Raw genomic sequence first — 16,394 nt, 5'->3', positions numbered from 1 at the left:
GGGCCGGCAAACAAAAGCGCGAAATCAACCCCATGCACAGTAGCCGGGGGTTTGTTTTCGTTGAGATAAATCGTCCGCGAATCCGTCATGCCCGGGCTTGTCCCGCCTGCGCGGCCGAAGCCGCTTCGGCGAGGCGAAGGCCCGGGCATCCACGTTCTTGGATGTTTTGTGTCGCGCAGATCGTGGATGGCCGTAACAAGCCCGGCCATGACGATGTGGAAATGTCGGCGCGATGGTCCCGAAACCACGATCCACAGCTCCCCGGCTACGTCCTTGAACTGACACGGGGATATGACCATATTGCTGACCAAGGGGTGCCTCTACGGGCCCTGAAACGCCAAAGTCGCTTCGAGAGGACTTTGTAAACTATGTCTCGTGTTCCCACGCTTTCCAGTCCGTTCCTTCTGGGCTTCGACGAGATTGAGCGCGTGCTCGATCGCGTCGTCAAAGGCGCCGACGGTTACCCTCCCTACAACATCGAGAGGTGCGACCGATCGGAGGGCCAGCCCGAGCGGTTGCGCATCACGCTGGCGGTCGCCGGATTCACCCGCGACCAACTCGATGTAACCATTGAGGAAAACCAGCTCGTGATTCGCGGGCGGCAGCAGGACGACAAGACCCGGCAATACATCCATCGCGGCATCGCCGCGCGCCACTTCCAGCGCACCTTCGTGCTGGCGGAGGGGATGCTGGTGCTGGGTGCGGATCTGAAGAACGGATTGCTGGCGATCGATCTTGCCCGGCCGGAACCGGAGAGGATCGTTAAGACAATCGCTATCAATGAGCACGAATAATGGAACGAGTAGCGGACTCGACCGCTTAGTTTCGAGAGAGGAGTCGAGACCATGAGTGAAGGTCATGTTGCGTTCGAATATGAAGCCCAGAATGTCTCTCCGGAGACACTGGCGACCCTCGGCGAAGGCCATATCGCCTATGTGAAGCAGATCCGCTCCGAGGATGTGCCGGGTCTGTTTCCGGAAGCGCCGAAAATCGCGCCGGGCCTCAAGCTCTTCGCGCTCCATTCCGCGGACGGCACGCCGATCATGCTGACCGACAGCCGCGAAGCCGCAATCGCCAATGCCTGGAGCAACGAGCTGCAAGCGGTGAGCGTGCACTGAGCACGCGCACGCCGCACGAATAGAGTTTCAAGCGGGCATGCCTTCGCAGGAAGGCGTGCCCGTTTTGCTTCTTTCCGCATACTGCAGGATTGTCAGCCGGAAGGCGATGACGGGATGCTCAAATCCGGGTCGTGCTCTAGATTTGCCTGATAATCGATATCACCATACAAAATAGCATGATGGCTCCCCACCCAAGTGCCACCCAGTAGAAACACACGCAGGCGCCGAAAACTGTCTCGTTGCTTGTACGGGTTACATAGCCGTTACGGCTCCAAACTTTTCCCTTGGTACTCGCAAGCCGCAATTGCCAAACCACGCTGGCCAACCATCCAAACATGCCGGCGAGTACGAGGAATGTAATCAAGGGAAGATCCTCTTGCGAGGCGTACCGCTTAGTCGTGGAAGCAGGGACTTCTTATTGGATCGATGCCTGCGAGAGAAGGCGTGCCCGTTTCCATTTTGAGAGATGACGTTTCCGCGTCGTCATTGCGAGCGCAGCGAAGCAATCCAGAATCTTTCCGCGGACGGACTCTGGATTGCTTCGTCGCAAGAGCTCCTCGCAATGACGGTGTTGAGAGAGCTTCGCTCGCAATAACGGATTAAGCCGCCGTCGCCGGCGGCAGTGCGAGCACCGAATAGATCGCCTGGGCATCGCGCGAGGCGCGGAGCTTTTTCGCGATGTCCTGGTCGCGCAGCAGGCGGGCGATGCGCGCCAGCGCCTTGAGATGATCGGCGCCGGCGCCTTCCGGCGCAAGCAACAGGAACACCAGATCAACCGGCTGGCCGTCCATCGATTCGAAATCGATCGGACGGTCGAGCCGCGCAAACAGGCCGAAGATCTTTTCCAGCTTGGGCAGCTTGCCGTGGGGAATGGCGACGCCGTAGCCGACCGCGGTGGTGCCGAGCTTTTCCCGCTGCAGCAGCACCTCGAACACCGCGCGCTCGTTCTGCCCGGTCAGCTCGGCGGCCTTGGCCGCAAGTTCCTGGAGCGCCTGCTTCTTGCTGTTGACCTTCAATGCCGGGAGAATCGCCTCGGGCGCGACCAGATCGGTAATCGGCATGGAAGACTTCCGAGGTGAATGAAAACGTCAGGTTCCGAATTGGCCAGCCTGGACAGAGAACCGAGGCGGGCCGGCGTCAAGAAGGTGAAGCAGGAGGCGGACTTAACCCTTGCCTGATGTGGGGGGCTTCTACTCCAACGCAATCCCGGTGCCAACTGCCGCGTGCGGCTTTGTCCCGGTCATTGTTAAGGGGCGGTGGGGGCACGGCCGGCGCCCCCTCAGGCCTTGCCTTCCGGCTTGCCCGCGGGCGGGTCGATCCAGCCGACATTGCCGTCCGCCCGGCGGTAAATGATGTTCACCCGGCCGCTGGAGCCATGCTGGAATACCAGGCAGGGAGCGCCGCTCAGGTCGAGTTCCATGACGGCTTCGCTGACCGAAAGCTGTCTGAGCGAGGTGGTTGCCTCCGCAATGATGACGGGGCTGTAGCCGGTGACCTCGTCCTCGGACGGCGCCTCCAGGACGTAGCTCGTGGCATCGAGCGCGGCGAGTGCCGCGGCAGCGTGGGACTTGCGGCCGGAGCGGTCCTTGAGCCGGCTCTTGTAGCGGCGCAGCCGTTTCTCGATCATCAGCAGCGCCTGGTCGGCACTGGCATAGGCGTCCGGGGCGTTCGAATCGGCCTCCAGCGTAATTCCCGAATCAAGGTGCAGCGAGCAATCGGTGCGGAAGCCGAAGCCGTCCTTGCTCAGCGTGATGTGGCCGGAATAATTGCCGTCGAAATATTTGCGCAAGACCTCGTCGGTTCGCCCGGCAACGCGGCCGCGCAGGGCGTCGCCGACGCTGATGCTTTTTCCCGAAATCCGGAGGGTCATGTGATGCCTCGCTGGTTGAGGGCCTGGCTTCGGTCGCGATGGGGGATTGAGAGTAGCGCGATTTGGCGCCAGCGCAATCAGGCCGGCTCGGTGTTGCGGGAGCGATCGGGCATTGCGGTGGAGAGGACGTTACCAAGAGCGCTCTGCTTGTCGCGTCGGCGTTGCACCGAGGAGGGAATACGCATGGCTTCGCGGTACTTCGCGACCGTGCGGCGGGCAATATCAATGCCCGAGGCGCGCAACCGTTCCACGATGGTGTCATCCGACAGGATCGCGGAGGGTGCTTCCGAATCGATCAGCTGCTTGATGTGGTGGCGCACGGCTTCGGCGGAATGCGCCTCGCCGCCGTCGGCCGACGCGATCGAGGCCGTGAAAAAATACTTCAGCTCGAAGGTGCCGCGATTGGTCGCCATGTATTTGTTGGCGGTGACGCGCGACACCGTGGATTCATGCATCTGGATGGCGTCGGCCACGGCCTTCAGATTGAGCGGCCGCAGATGCGCCACGCCATGGGTGAAGAAGCCGTCCTGCTGGCGCACGATTTCGGTCGCAACCTTCAGGATGGTGCGGGCACGCTGATCGAGCGCGCGCACGAGCCAGGTCGCATTCTGCAGCGCGTCGGTAAAATACGACTTGTCGCCGTCCTTGCCGATCTTCTTCGACAGTTGCGAATAATAGGTCTGGTTGACCAGCACGCGCGGCAAGGTGTCGCTGTTGAGCTCGACATGCCAGCCGCCGTCGGGACCCGGGCGGACATAGACGTCCGGCACCATGGTCTGCAGACGCGCCGAGCCGAACTTCATGCCGGGCTTGGGATTGAGCCGGCGGATCTCGCCGATCATATCGGCGATGTCCTCGTCGTCGACGCCGCAGACCTTGCGCAGGCCCGCGATGTCGCGTTTGGCGAGCAGATCGAGATGCTCGACCAGCGCCTGCATCGCCGGGTCGTAGCGATCGAGCTCGCGCAGCTGGATCGCCAGGCATTCGCTCAAATTGCGCGCGCAGACGCCGGGCGGATCGAATTTGTGCAGCACGGCAAGAACCTGCTCGACGTCTTGCTGCGATGCGCCGAGCCGCTCGGCGGCCTGGCCAAGGTCCGCCGGCAGATAGCCGGCCTCGTCGACGAGATCGATCAGATACTGCCCGATGATGCGTTGCGCGGGACCGGTGAAGGCGACCGAGAGCTGCTCGGCCAGATGGTCGCGGAGCGTAATCTCCGCCGCGACGAAGGCCTCGAGGTTGTAGTCCTCGTCGCTAGAAGCGCCGCCGCCCCATTCAGTATAGGTGGTCGGCGCGACATCCTGCGCGTTGCGCGCAGCCGCCTCGGCCGGCTCTTCGGAGAAGACGTTGTCCAGCCCGGTGTCCAAAGTCTGCTCGATCTCGGCGCGGGTGCCGAGATCCTTGCTCATCCATTCTTCCTGGCCGGGCTCGAAGGCCTCGCCCGGGCCGCCGCCAGGTTCGTCGTTGTGGCCGCCGTCGCTGTCGTTGAACTGACCGGTCTCGGCCGGGGCTTCGCCGGCCGGCGGCTCGTCATTGGCCCGTTCCAGCAGCGGATTACGCTCGAGTTCCTCTTCCACGAAGGTCGTGAGATCGAGATTGGACAATTGCAGCAGCTTGATCGCCTGCATCAGCTGCGGCGTCATGACCAGCGACTGCGATTGCCGGAACTCTAATCTCTGCGTGAGCGCCATGAAGCAAGAACCGTCCCCAAAAATTGGTCCGATTTTTGCTTATCCTAGTCTGAGCCCGATGTACACGTCTTGACGTAACGCAAAAACCGGCTAGAGGCGGAATTCCTCGCCAAGGTAAAGGCGGCGAACGTCCGGATCGTTGACGATCTCATCCGGGTTGCCCTCGGTCAAGATTTCACCGGCATAGACGATATAGGCGCGGTCGGTCAGGCCGAGCGTCTCGCGGACATTGTGGTCGGTGATGAGCACGCCGATGCCGCGATTGGTGAGATGGCGCACCAGGTCCTGAATGTCGCCGACCGCAATCGGATCGATGCCGGCGAACGGCTCGTCCAGCAGCATGTAGTTCGGACGTGTCGCCAGCGCGCGTGCGATCTCGACGCGGCGCCGCTCACCACCGGACAGCGCGATCGACGGCGATTTGCGCAGCCGCGTGATGTTGAACTCGTCGAGTAGCGCGTCGAGCTGCTGCTCGCGCTGCTTGCGCGACGGCTCGACCACTTCGAGCACGGCGCGGATATTCTGCTCGACGGTGAGGCCGCGAAAGATCGAGGCTTCCTGCGGCAGATAGCCGATGCCGAGCCGCGCGCGCTGATACATCGGCAGCTTGGTGACGTCGTGGCCGTCGAGCTCGATCGCGCCGCGATCGGGCTTGATCAGGCCGGTGATCATGTAGAACACCGTGGTCTTGCCGGCGCCGTTCGGACCCAGCAGACCGACCGCTTCGCCGCGGCGCACATAGATGCTGACGCCGCGCACCACCTGGCGGCTGCCAAAACTCTTTTCCACGCTATGCACAGCCAGAAAGCCCGGCCGCTTCAGAAGCTGCGGGCCGCCCGAGCCGTTGGGCTTGGCATTGGCCTTGGCACCGGCTCTGGCCGGTTGAGCCGGCGGCTGGCGCGGCCGCGGCGGCTCGGCGCGGAACTGGTCCGGCTCACGGGCAATGGGGGGCGCGTCCCGCACGGGGCTGGTCACCAGACCGCCGACGCCGTCGCCGAGCGAGGTGATGTCCTGACGCGCAAATCCTGGCCGGCCGCGCTTGGCGGGGCGCCGACGGAACATGCTGAATAGATCGACCATCCCCGCTGTCTCAAGCCTTTCACGGTAATCCCGCACGGCGATCCCGCACGCTGATCCCGCGATCTGCCACGCCGGCGCGCGATTCGCCGGTGCAGCATGAGTGAAAGGATGTCTCATGCCCAGAGAAACACCCCCGAATAAGCGGATCCCGCTTCGAAGCCCGTTGCGCTAGATACAGTCTTGCCGGCCCGGCTTCAACCTCGGATCACCGTCGCCTAGCTCAAGTAATTGAATTTACTTCTGTTTACTTGCGCCCGGCAATTGCAGCGGCGCGCCCGGGCCGGGCTTGACCCCTTGGCCAGCTTGGCCACCTTGGCCGCAATCGTTGCCGCCGCCCTGCGGCAGCAGGGCCTGCACCCGGCCGCTGTCGGATTCCACGCGGGACACCCCGGTCGTCATGTCGACCATTAGCCGGTCGCCGCGCAGCACGTTCTTGCACTGCGTCAGGACCACTCCGCCGAGCATGGTGATGAGATTGGTCTTGGTGTCGAACACGGCGGTCTCGCCGGTCACCACCTGGTCCTTCTGGGTGACGACGACATTGCCGCGCGCCTCCAGCCGCTTGATCGAGGAGGCGCCGCCCGGGCCCGGCGTCGCCGACTGCATCGGCGCCGACTTCGCGCCCTTTGCAGCTGCGCTTGGCGCAGCCGCCGGCTGCGGCGGCTTGTCGCCACCGGATTCGTAGAACACCACCAGCGTCTTCGAGGTCATGGTGGTGTCGCCCTGCACGACCTTCACATTGCCGGCGAAGGTCGCCTCCTTCTTCTTGTCGCGCATCTCGAGCGAGGCGGCTTCGATCTGGATCGGCTGATCGCGGTTCTGCGAAAAGCCCTGCATCGCATTGGGCACGCCCTGCATCGTGCTCTGCGCGAGCGCCGCACCGGCTGCGATCAGCACGATGCCGAAGACGGACGCAATGGCGCCGGCGCTCAGGCCCGCGCTGCGCGTACCGCCCGGAAAAAACTTCGTCATGAAAATCATCTTGAGTTGGCAGGCTTGTTCTGGGGCGCACGCGTCTTTGCCGGCGGTGCGGGCTCGACGGGCGCGGGCTGAGCGGCGGCGGGATCGTCCAGCTTGTCCAGATGCATCACGACATTGCCCTCGAAGCGGATGACGTCGCCGCCTTCGGTGATTCGCAGTCGATCCGACGTCAGCGTGCCGTTGGTCAGCTTGACGTCGACATGCTCATCCGACGAGACGGTGCCCTTGGCCATGTCGACGAAGGCCGAGTTCAAACGCGCCTCATAGCCGGTCGAGGTGCGCAGGAAGATGTCCTTGTGCAGGTCGAGCTGCTGCTGCTTGTTGTCGAACCGGCCGGTGCGGGCATCGAGGAACAGGTTCGATTGATCTTCCATCAGCACTTTCGCGCGCAGATCCGACAGATCGACATGGTCGGGGTCGGTGATGTCCTGTGTCGCGGTCTTGGCCCAGAGCTCGTAGGGCCGCTGGTCCGGGGTGAAGCCGGCCATATGCGGCGATTCCATCGTGATCTTGGTGCCTGTCACCACGAGGTTTCCGGAGTCGAGTTTCAAGGGGATCTGGAACGGGTTCAGAAAGGTCGAGACGGCGACGATCGAGGCCATGGCCACCACCACAGTCACCGGCACCGCGACGCGCAGAATCCGCACCAGACGGCTATGGCGCGCCGCGCGGGCAAACCGCGCCGCAAGCGCAGCGTCATAGGTGGGATACTGGGCCGAGTTCACCGCTGCTCCAGAGCGTCGCTAGCCTTTTCCAGATGAAGGCTCCCATCGAAGGTGCCTCATTGTACCCGGCACCGGCGGAATATGCAGCCCGCGACAGGCCGTTACGACTGTGTCCGAAACGGGGCAGCAGGCCTCCGCCCCAAGCGGCCGAAAGCTTCAGGAATGCGCGAAAATGTCCTCCTCGGCCCAGCCCTGGAGGTCGAGCAGGGCGCGAGTCGGCAGGAAGTCGAAACAGGCCTTGGCCAGCGCCGTGCGGCCCTCCCGCACCAGCATCGCATCCAGCCGTTCGCGCAAGCCGTGCAGATGCAGCACGTCGGAGGCGGCGTAGGCGAGTTGCGGCTCGGACAGGCTGTCGGAGCCCCAATCGCTGGATTGCTGCTGCTTGGAGAGATCGATATTGAGCACCTCGCGCACGAGGTCCTTGAGGCCGTGCCGATCGGTGTAGGTGCGGGTCAGGCGAGAGGCGATCTTGGTGCAGTAGATCGGCCCGGTCATGATTCCGAAGGTCTGGTACAGCACCGCAACGTCGAACCGCGCAAAGTGAAAGATCTTGGTGATCGCAGGGTTGGCCAGCAGCGCCTTCAGGTTCGGTGCGTCGGTATGGCCCTTGGGGATCTGCACCACGTCGGCACTGCCGTCGCCGGGCGAGAGCTGCACCACGCAGAGCCGGTCGCGATGCGGGTTCAGCCCCATGGTCTCGGTGTCGATCGCCACCGCTCCGGTGTAGCGGGACAGGTCGGGCAGGTCGCCGCGGTGCAGGCGTACGGTCATGGCGTGTCAAAACCCTCATTCGAATCGGTGCGTCGGCACAATAGGCTAATCGGATCGACCGCGATGTATCCACTGGCGGCGGGTCGCGCAAGCGCCGGCTCGGCCCTCAAGGCGGTCAGATCGCCGCCAGCATGATGCAGATCATCGCCGCCACGGTGATGCGGCTGGCGCCGTCGCGGTAGGTGTAGAGAATCGGATCGTCCGGCATCTCGCGGCGATGCGCCATCATCAGGGCGCGGCCGAACCAGTACAGCAGCAGCGGGTTGAGCAGCCACAGCATCCAGGGACGGCTGTACAGCGGCGTGACCGCGGACGAGGACACATAGAGCGAAAACACCGTCACCGCATTCATGGCGCTCGCAGCCGCCATGGCGGCGATGATGTGCAGGTCGGTGATCCTGTAGTCGCGGTTGGAGGGATCGGACAGGCCCGCGTCCTCGCGCATGCTGAGCTCGCTGAAGCGCTTGATCAGCGCCAGCGAGGTGAACACGAACAGCGAGAAGATCAGCAGCCATTCCGACAGCACCACGCCGACGCCGACGGCGCCGGCGATGATGCGCAAGCTGTAGAGGCCGGCGAGCGTGACGACGTCGACCAGCATCTTGCGCTTGAGCACGAGCGAATAGGCGATGGTGGTGGCGAGATAGGCGCAGAGCACACCGAGGAAGAGTGCGGAAATGCAGAGGCTCGCCGCGACCGCGAACAACCACAGCACAGGGATCGCGAGCAGTGCCGAGGAGATCGGCAAGTCCCCGGCCGCGAGCGCGCGATGGCGCTTGGTCGGATGCTGCCGGTCGGCGGCAAGATCGAGCAGATCGTTCATCAGATAGGCGCCCGACGCGCAGGCCGAGAACGCCAGGAACGCCAGCAGCGCAGAGCCGAGCGTCGCAAAGTTCAGCTGATGCGCGGTGATCGCCGGCACGAACACCAGCGTGTTCTTGGCGTATTGATAGACCCGCAGCGCGTTTGCCCAGGTATTTACGCTGGGACGGCTGCTGCCGCTTGCTTTGCTGATGCGCGTCATCGAAGCGAGATCGAACGGCAGCTGCTCGGCCGCGGCGAGATGGGCCGGCGCCACGACACCATCGAAGCCGAGATGCGCGGCAATGCCAGCGGCATGTTGGCTGAAGCGGCCGGCGACGAGATAAATCTTCGCGCCCCGCGCCCGCGCCGCCAACGCCTGGTTCAACACGCCGGAATCATAGGGCAGATGGGCGTAATCAATCTTGGCGTCCGCCAGAATATCCGTGAGCGCCACCATGCCTGGGCGTCCGCCCGCGCCAAAGCGGGCCAGCATGCGGCCGGGCGCGCTGAACAGCGCTTCCATCACCAGCTCAGAGCGTAGCAGCGCACCTTCGAGATCGATGAGCAGCGTCCGCGCAGGCGCCGGCATCGCCGATGGCTCGGACGCGCCGCGATCATACTGCCAGGCAGGCTGCTCCATCCGAAAACGCTCGATTGACCGCGACACGACCGGCCCAAAGGCTGGGGGAGGCCGGGAGCAGGGAAATGGACGCGGAGAGCCTAGGCGAGCATTCGCTAAGGGTGGCTTAATTCGGGTGTGGGAGCAGCCGGACACCGGCGCCAAACGCCGGCGAATTCGGCGAAAATCGCTGTCTCATGGGGATGAGATAAAAGATGGTGCCCAGGAAAGGACTCGAACCTTCACGGCTGTTAAGCCACTGGCACCTGAAGCCAGCGCGTCTACCAATTCCACCACCTGGGCATGCCGGTTGGGGCACGGAGGCGGTTACTACGGATCGGTGACGCGGTTGTCAATTCATGCTTGAATCGGGTTGGAACGATCCTTGGGGCTGCGGATTGCGCATCGCAAAATGGCCCGATACAAGCCTCGCCAGGCGCACCCTCCATTAGGAATCGACCCCCATGGCATCGAATCTGGAAACTCTCGTCACGGTTTTCGGCGGATCGGGGTTTTTGGGCCGGAATGTCGTCCGCGCGCTGTGCAAGCGCGATTACCGGATCCGGGTCGCGGTGCGGCGGCCGGAACTGGCCGGCTTCCTGCAGCCCTCCGGCAAGGTCGGACAGGTCCACACCGTGCAGGCCAATTTGCGCTATCCGGCCTCGGTCGAGGCGGCGATGCGGGATTCTGAGGTCGCGATCAACCTTGTCGGCATCCTCACTGAGGGCGGGGCGCAGAGCTTTGACGCCGTCCAGGCCAAGGGCGCCGAGACCGTCGCCAAGGCCGCCGCGGCCGCCGGCGCCCGGATGGTGCATGTCTCGGCGATCGGCGCCGACCCGCAATCGCCCTCGCACTACGCCCGGGCCAAGGCGGCCGGCGAGCAGGCGGTGCTGGCGGCGGTGCCGTCAGCCACGATCTTCCGCCCGTCCGTGATGTTCGGGCCCGAGGATCAGTTCACCAACCGCTTCGCCGCGCTGGCGCGGATCTCGCCGGTACTGCCGCTGATCGGCGGGGGGACGAAGATGCAGCCGGCCTATGTCGGCGACGTCGCCACCGCGATTGCGGACGCGGTCGACGGCAAGGCCAAGCAAGGCGCCACCTACGAGCTCGGCGGGCCTGAAGTGCTGACCATGCGCGAGATCATCGAGACGATTTTGGCCATCACCGAACGCAAACGCACGCTGATCCCGCTGCCGTTCTCCCTTGCTCGCTTCCAGGCCAACTTCCTGCAGTTCGCGCCGGGCGCGCTGAAGCTGACCCCGGACCAGGTCACGCTGCTCGAGCGCGACAATGTCGTCTCGGAGGCGGCGAAGGCGGCGGGGCTGACGCTGGAAGGCCTCGGCATCACCCCCGATTCGCTGGAGGCGATCGCCCCGCAATATCTCTGGCGTTTTCGCAGCGCCGGGCAGTTCCAGCGCTAGAGCACGTGAGCCTACCCCGTCGGCGGTCTTTCCCAACCTCTCCCGCTTGCGGGAGAGGTCGGCGCGTCAGCGCTGGGGGCTTTCTCCTCGTCGGGAGTCTCACTGCGGAGATACCCTCTCCCCAACCCTCTCCCGCAAGCGGGCGAGGGAGCGCACCTTTAGTGCGGCAGCAGCCTCAAAACCTCAGCTTCTTGAACACTGCTTCCGGCAGCGCCTTGATGATTAGCATCACGAGGCGCCATTTGCCGCTGACATAGACGACGTCGGTCTTCCGCTCGACGGCCTGGAGGATCGCATCGCCGACCACGCCTGCCTCGACGGTGAGCGGGCCGATCAGCTTCATGCTCTCGGTCATCTTGGTGCGGACGAAGCCGGGCTTCACGGTGACGACGTGAACGCCGCTGCGGCTGGCGCGGGCGCGCAGGCCGGACAGGAAGGCCGAGAAGCCGGCCTTGGCCGAGCCGTAGACATAGTTCGAGGCGCGGCCGCGATCGCCCGCGACGGAGGATACGCCGACCAGCGTGCCATTGCCGCGGCCCAGGAATTTTTCCGCGAACAGGCCGAGGATCAGCGAGGGCCCTTCGTAATTGGATCGCATGATGGTCGTGGCGTGCGCGAGATCGCTTTGCGCCCTCTCTTGCACGCCCAGCAAGCCAACGATCGAAATGACGACGTCAGGCAATGCGGGAAGGCCGCCGGCAAAGCCCTCGAACGAGGCAGTGTCGAGCACGTCGAACTTGAAGACACCGACATCGACATTGTAGCGCGCGCGCAGATCGGCGGCGTCCGGCTCCAGCGCCGCGATGTCGCGCCCTGCGAGGGCGACATCGTAACCCGCCTTGGCAAAGGCGCGCGCGGCGGTGCGGCCGATATCGGAGGAGCCGCCCAGTACCAAAACGGACTTGCGCGACGTCATGGCTTAAACCTCATCAAGCAAACGCTGTGAAAGTTTCGAGCGGATATTGCCCGCAGGATCGAGCGACTTTCGGATCGCGTTGAAGCGCTGCAGGGCAGGATAGCCGGCCTCGAACGTCGCGCGCGACTGGCGCGCATCCTTGGCGAGGTACAGCCGGCCGCCGGCGGCGACGACGAGGCGGTCGATCTCGTCGAGGAAATTCAGGATGTCGGCCCTCAGCGGGAAATCCAGCGCGAGCGTGTAGCCGGGCAACGGAAACGACAAAACGCCGTCGCCCTGGCCGAGCTTCTTCAGCACCGCGAGGAAGGAAGCATCGCCGCGCTTCGCGACGCGAGCGAGGATCTCGCCGAGCACGTCGCGCGCGCCCTTCTCCGGGATCACGCATTGATGCTGGAGAAAGCCGCGTTTTCCGTAGATGCGATTCCACCCACCGATACTGTCGAGCGGGAAGAAATAAGGGAAGAGCGAGACCACATGACTGCCGCCGGCCCGCCTTGCGCCCATGCGGTAGTAGAGCTCGTTGAAGGCTCGGATGCTGTAGCGGTTCAGCGTCATCGACGGAAAGTCGATGGGCATGGCGAGACTGGAATCCTGGCCGACCGGAAATCGCTCGGCGGATACCGCAAGCTCGTCCGCGCCGGCGTGCTCGCCGAGATAGATCAGCGAGCGGCCGAGATTGCTGCCGCCCGCGGCGCAATCAATCCACGCCACCGAATAGGTCGCGGAAGCACTCGCCTCGAGCGCGCGCATCGCTGCATCGAGATCGGCCGCGGAGATCACCCGCTCGCGAATCCATCCCGTCTCGACCGGCCGCAGCCGGATCGTGGCTTCGAGAATGACTCCGGTGAGGCCCATGCCGCCAACGGTCGCAAAGAAGGCATCGGCATTCTGGTCGCGCGAGGCCTCGATGGTCTCGCCCTGACCGGTTCGCAGCAGGATACTTTCGACATAGCGACCGAAGCCGCCCTCGCAATGATGGTTCTTGCCGTGCACGTCGGCGGCAATGGCGCCGCCGATCGACACAAAGCGCGTGCCTGGAACCACGAAAGGCAGGAAGCCGCGGGGGCCGAACGTGTCGATCAGGTCCGACAGCAGCATGCCGGCTTCGAGACGGATACGGCCGGTTGCCGGGTCGAACGACCTGACCCGGTCGAACCCGGTCATCGCGATCGTCCTGACAGCGCCGATACCAGCGTCGCCATAGGCACGGCCGTTACCCCTCGCCACGCAGCCGCTCATCGCAGCGACGGCTTCACCGACGGCCTCGAACGACCGCGGCCGCAGCACATCGCTATCGACGACCGGGAAACGCCCCCAGCCGCTGACGAGGGTCATGGTTCAGCTCCTGTGCAGGACGCGCGGCGCCTTGCGTTGGAAACTGCCTATCGATCAAAAGCTTATATTAGGTTGAGGCGCGTCAGCGAGTTTTCGAGAGGTTAACGGCCGAGCGCCAGCGCGATCAGGCCGAGCGTGCCGACGACGACGCGCCACCAGGCGAACACCGCAAAGCCGTGCCGGGTGACGTATTCCAGGAACGTCTTGACCACGATGATCGCGGTGATGAACGACACCACAAAGCCGATCGCGACGATGCCGATGTGGTCCACGTTCATCTCGGAACGGTTCTTGTAGAAGTCGTAGGCGAACGCGCCGATCATGGTGGGAATGGCGAGGAAGAACGAAAACTCCGCCGCCGCGCGCTTATCGGCCCCCAAGAACATCGCGGCGACGATGCTGGCGCCGGAGCGCGACACGCCCGGGATCATCGCGACGCACTGCGCGATGCCGATATAGAGATACATCAGCAGCGGAAAGCGGGTGGCATCATACTCGCGCGGCTTGAGATCGATCCGATCGACCCACAACAGGATGGCGCCGCCGACGATCAGCGAGAAGCACACCACCCACGGATTGAACAGCAAGATCTTGATGTATTTGCCGGCGGCGAGGCCGACGACGACCGCGGGCAGGAACGCCACCAGCACGCCGATCACGAAGCGGCGCGCATAGACGTCGCCTGTGAACATGCCGATCGCGACGTCCCACAGTTTCTTGAAGTACAATACGACGATCGCAAGGATCGCACCGAGCTGGATCAGGACCGTGAACGAATCCCAGAAGGCGCCTTCGCCGAGATCGAAGAAGCGCTCCGCAACCAGCAGGTGGCCGGTCGAAGAAACGGGAAGGAACTCGGTCACACCCTCGATGATGCCGAGGATCACTGCCCGTATTGCATCTGACATATTTACGGTCCATTTCCGCTGGAAAAGCGGGGCTCTTCTCGCCTATTCGCCCCCGTGCCGCAATCGCAAAATGCGCCGTCGCGCCCTTGCTTCGCGGTTTTGAGGGACTAGTGTGGCGCCGCACAAACATTGATGGATTCTTAAGCACCATCACATAGTCAAAGGCTTCATGTTTACGCTGTTTCATCATCCGTTCTGTCCGCATTCGCGTTTCATCCGCCTGATCGCGGGGGAGTACGGGCTCGACCTGAAGCTGGTCGAAGAGCGCAGCTGGGAACGGCGCGAGGCATTTCTGCTGCTCAATGCGGCGGGCACGACGCCTGTCCTGGTGGACGAGGAGCAGCCGATTCCGGGCGCGGCCATCATCGCGGAGTATATCGATGAGGCCTATGGCGCCGAGATGGAACCCAAGCGCCTGATGCCGGAGACAGTCGCCGAGCGCGTCGAGGTGCGCCGGCTGATGGCCTGGTTCAACGAAAAATTTTTCGAGGAGGTCTCGCATCCTCTCGTCACCGAGCGCATCTACAAGCGCTTCATGAGCGAGGAGAACGGCGGCGGCGCACCCTCGGCCGACGTAATGCGCGCGGCGAAAGCCAATGTGCGCTATCATCTGGCCTATATCGGCTGGCTGGCGCAGACGCGTAACTTCCTCGCCGGCGACCGGCTCACCTACGCGGATCTCGCCGCCGCGGCGCATCTTTCGGCGATCGACTATCTGGGCGACGTGCCATGGAGCGAGGACGACGCAGCAAAGGCGTGGTACGCGCGGGTGAAATCCCGCCCGTCGTTCCGTCCGCTCCTAAGCGAATGGCTGGCCGGCGTGCCGGCGTCGCGCACCTATGTGGACCTGGATTTCTGAATTTCAATCCGATTGAACTGAAGGCGGCGCTTGCGCGCGAGGCGCGCGCGCTCGGCTTCGACTGCATCGGCATCACCGAACCCGGTACCATCGAAAGCGCTGGAAAGCACTTTCTCGAATTCATCGCCTCCGGCGGCCATGGCGACATGGACTGGCTCACGGCAAGCCCCGAGCGCCGCGTCGATCCGCGCGGGCTGTGGCAGGACGTGCGCAGCGTGATCATGCTCGGCGTCAATTACGGTCCCGACCAGGATCCGCTCGCGATTCTCGAGCAGCGTACGCGCGCGGCGATCTCGGTCTATGCGCAGGGCGACGACTATCACGACCTGATCAAGAAGCGCCTGAAGGCGCTGGCGCGCTGGCTGATCGCGGCGGCGCCTTGTGAGGTGAATCCTTGCGAGGTCAAGGTGTTCGTCGACACCGCGGCGGTGATGGAGAAGCCGCTGGCGCAGGCCGCGCATCTGGGCTGGCAAGGCAAGCACACCAACCTCGTCTCGCGCGAATTCGGCTCATGGCTGTTTCTCGGCGCGATCTACACCACGCTCGAGCTGCCGCGTGACGACGCCGAGATCGATCATTGCGGCTCCTGCCGGGCGTGTCTCGACATCTGCCCGACCGCGGCATTCCCCGCGCCCTACAGGCTCGATGCGCGGCGCTGCATCTCCTATCTCACCATCGAGAACAAGGGGCCGATCCCGCGCGAGTTTCGCAAAAGCATCGGCAACCGCATCTACGGCTGCGACGACTGCCTCGCGGCGTGTCCCTGGAACAAGTTTGCGCAGCGGGGGCGCGAAGCCAAGCTCAGCGCACGGGATGAATTGCGTGCCCCGACGCTGGTTGAGCTGGCGAGACTCGACGATGCTGCCTTTCGTGCGCTGTTTACGAAGTCCCCGGTCAAGCGCATCGGCCGCGACCGCTTTTTGCGCAATGTGCTGATCGCGATCGGCAACTCCGGTGATGCGGAGCTGGCGCAGGAGGCGCGGCGATTGCTGGCGGATGAGAGCGCGCTGGTGCGCGGGGCTGCGGTGTGGGCGCTGGCGCAGTTAGTGCCGCGGGAAGCGTTCGCAGCGGCGAAGGCGGCTGCAATCGCGAACGAGCCCGATGAGAGCGTTCGTGAGGAGTGGCAAGCAGCTTCCTAACCCTCCGCTGTCATGCCCCGCGACGGCGGGGCATCCAGTACGCCGCGGCCCCTCCGTCTCCACTCACCGAGTTCTGTGCGTCAAGGGCACGCAGCGTAGCGGCGGTGTTGGACATCGGCGTTTCTCCCGAGTTCTTTTCTTTCCCTCTCCCCTTGTG

The 16,394-nt window shown here is 64.0% G+C and carries 16 protein-coding genes and 1 tRNA gene; 5 read left to right on the top strand and 12 right to left on the bottom strand.

Features of this window, described 5'->3' with window-relative positions; all coding sequences use genetic code 11:
- The first annotated feature begins 368 nt into the window (after nucleotides 1–368).
- The gene (locus tag FXV83_RS19295; RefSeq protein ID WP_007598583.1) at nucleotides 369–794 is read left to right on the top strand and encodes an Hsp20 family protein; all 426 of its coding nucleotides are present in this window, start codon (nucleotides 369–371) and stop codon (nucleotides 792–794) included.
- A gap of 51 nt (nucleotides 795–845) precedes the next feature.
- Nucleotides 846–1,118, top strand: a complete 273-nt coding sequence (locus FXV83_RS19290; RefSeq protein ID WP_148740980.1) for a BQ00720 family protein — start codon at nucleotides 846–848, stop codon at nucleotides 1,116–1,118.
- A gap of 599 nt (nucleotides 1,119–1,717) precedes the next feature.
- On the opposite strand, the gene ptsN is transcribed toward FXV83_RS19290, so the two are convergent.
- The 9 genes from ptsN to FXV83_RS19245 form a co-directional block, all read right to left on the bottom strand.
- Entirely contained in the window at nucleotides 1,718–2,179 is a 462-nt protein-coding gene (gene ptsN / locus FXV83_RS19285) for a PTS IIA-like nitrogen regulatory protein PtsN (protein ID WP_011083550.1), read from the bottom strand.
- A 218-nt stretch (nucleotides 2,180–2,397) separates the two neighbouring features.
- Nucleotides 2,398–2,988, bottom strand: a complete 591-nt coding sequence (gene hpf, locus FXV83_RS19280; RefSeq protein ID WP_148740979.1) for a ribosome hibernation-promoting factor, HPF/YfiA family — start codon at nucleotides 2,986–2,988, stop codon at nucleotides 2,398–2,400.
- 77 nt (nucleotides 2,989–3,065) lie between these two features.
- Nucleotides 3,066–4,679 (bottom strand): RNA polymerase factor sigma-54, encoded by a 1,614-nt coding sequence (rpoN, locus tag FXV83_RS19275; protein ID WP_148740978.1) that lies wholly within the window; start codon nucleotides 4,677–4,679, stop codon nucleotides 3,066–3,068.
- Nucleotides 4,680–4,769: 90 nt separating this feature from the next.
- Nucleotides 4,770–5,759 (bottom strand): LPS export ABC transporter ATP-binding protein, encoded by a 990-nt coding sequence (gene lptB / locus FXV83_RS19270; protein WP_148740977.1) that lies wholly within the window; start codon nucleotides 5,757–5,759, stop codon nucleotides 4,770–4,772.
- A gap of 234 nt (nucleotides 5,760–5,993) precedes the next feature.
- Nucleotides 5,994–6,740 (bottom strand): LptA/OstA family protein, encoded by a 747-nt coding sequence (locus FXV83_RS19265; RefSeq protein ID WP_148740976.1) that lies wholly within the window; start codon nucleotides 6,738–6,740, stop codon nucleotides 5,994–5,996.
- A complete protein-coding gene (lptC, locus tag FXV83_RS19260) occupies nucleotides 6,737–7,465 on the bottom strand; it encodes an LPS export ABC transporter periplasmic protein LptC (protein WP_148740975.1) in 729 nt (242 codons plus the stop codon). Before lptC ends, FXV83_RS19265 begins: the two co-directional genes overlap by 4 nt.
- 156 nt (nucleotides 7,466–7,621) lie before the next feature.
- Nucleotides 7,622–8,236 (bottom strand): ribonuclease D, encoded by a 615-nt coding sequence (locus FXV83_RS19255; RefSeq protein ID WP_148740974.1) that lies wholly within the window; start codon nucleotides 8,234–8,236, stop codon nucleotides 7,622–7,624.
- Nucleotides 8,237–8,351: 115 nt separating this feature from the next.
- Complete coding sequence (locus FXV83_RS19250; protein WP_148740973.1) at nucleotides 8,352–9,680, bottom strand: UbiA family prenyltransferase; 1,329 nt, start codon at nucleotides 9,678–9,680, stop codon at nucleotides 8,352–8,354.
- Nucleotides 9,681–9,875: 195 nt separating this feature from the next.
- A tRNA-Leu gene (locus FXV83_RS19245) sits at nucleotides 9,876–9,962 on the bottom strand.
- A 161-nt stretch (nucleotides 9,963–10,123) separates the two neighbouring features.
- Between FXV83_RS19245 and FXV83_RS19240 the strand changes: the two genes are divergently transcribed.
- Nucleotides 10,124–11,080, top strand: a complete 957-nt coding sequence (locus tag FXV83_RS19240) for a complex I NDUFA9 subunit family protein (RefSeq protein ID WP_148740972.1) — start codon at nucleotides 10,124–10,126, stop codon at nucleotides 11,078–11,080.
- Between the two features lie 175 nt (nucleotides 11,081–11,255).
- Here FXV83_RS19240 and FXV83_RS19235 read toward each other — a convergent pair whose 3' ends face one another.
- The 3 genes from FXV83_RS19235 to FXV83_RS19225 all read right to left on the bottom strand — a co-directional run bounded on the left by FXV83_RS19235 (nucleotide 11,256) and on the right by FXV83_RS19225 (nucleotide 14,239).
- Nucleotides 11,256–11,996 carry an SDR family oxidoreductase gene (locus tag FXV83_RS19235; protein WP_148740971.1) on the bottom strand — a complete coding sequence of 247 codons (741 nt, stop codon included), beginning with the start codon at nucleotides 11,994–11,996 and terminating at the stop codon, nucleotides 11,256–11,258.
- A gap of 3 nt (nucleotides 11,997–11,999) precedes the next feature.
- Nucleotides 12,000–13,331: an FAD-binding oxidoreductase gene (locus tag FXV83_RS19230; protein WP_148740970.1), complete on the bottom strand. Its 1,332-nt coding sequence runs from the start codon at nucleotides 13,329–13,331 to the stop codon at nucleotides 12,000–12,002.
- Nucleotides 13,332–13,432: 101 nt separating this feature from the next.
- Entirely contained in the window at nucleotides 13,433–14,239 is an 807-nt protein-coding gene (locus tag FXV83_RS19225; RefSeq protein ID WP_148740969.1) for an undecaprenyl-diphosphate phosphatase, read from the bottom strand.
- A gap of 169 nt (nucleotides 14,240–14,408) precedes the next feature.
- Here FXV83_RS19225 and FXV83_RS19220 point away from each other — a divergent pair, with 169 nt between their 5' ends.
- Both FXV83_RS19220 and queG read left to right on the top strand, forming a co-directional pair.
- A complete protein-coding gene (locus FXV83_RS19220; RefSeq protein ID WP_148740968.1) occupies nucleotides 14,409–15,098 on the top strand; it encodes a glutathione S-transferase family protein in 690 nt (229 codons plus the stop codon).
- Nucleotides 15,047–16,237: a tRNA epoxyqueuosine(34) reductase QueG gene (gene queG / locus FXV83_RS19215; protein ID WP_148740967.1), complete on the top strand. Its 1,191-nt coding sequence runs from the start codon at nucleotides 15,047–15,049 to the stop codon at nucleotides 16,235–16,237. The genes FXV83_RS19220 and queG overlap by 52 nt, the downstream gene beginning before the upstream one ends.
- Nucleotides 16,238–16,394: the final 157 nt, after the last annotated feature.

The sequence above is a fragment of the Bradyrhizobium hipponense genome (assembly GCF_008123965.1).
GTDB lineage: Bacteria > Pseudomonadota > Alphaproteobacteria > Rhizobiales > Xanthobacteraceae > Bradyrhizobium > Bradyrhizobium hipponense.
The sequence above is the reverse complement of the archived record's forward strand: the minus strand, read 5'-3'. Positions and strand labels throughout refer to the sequence as shown.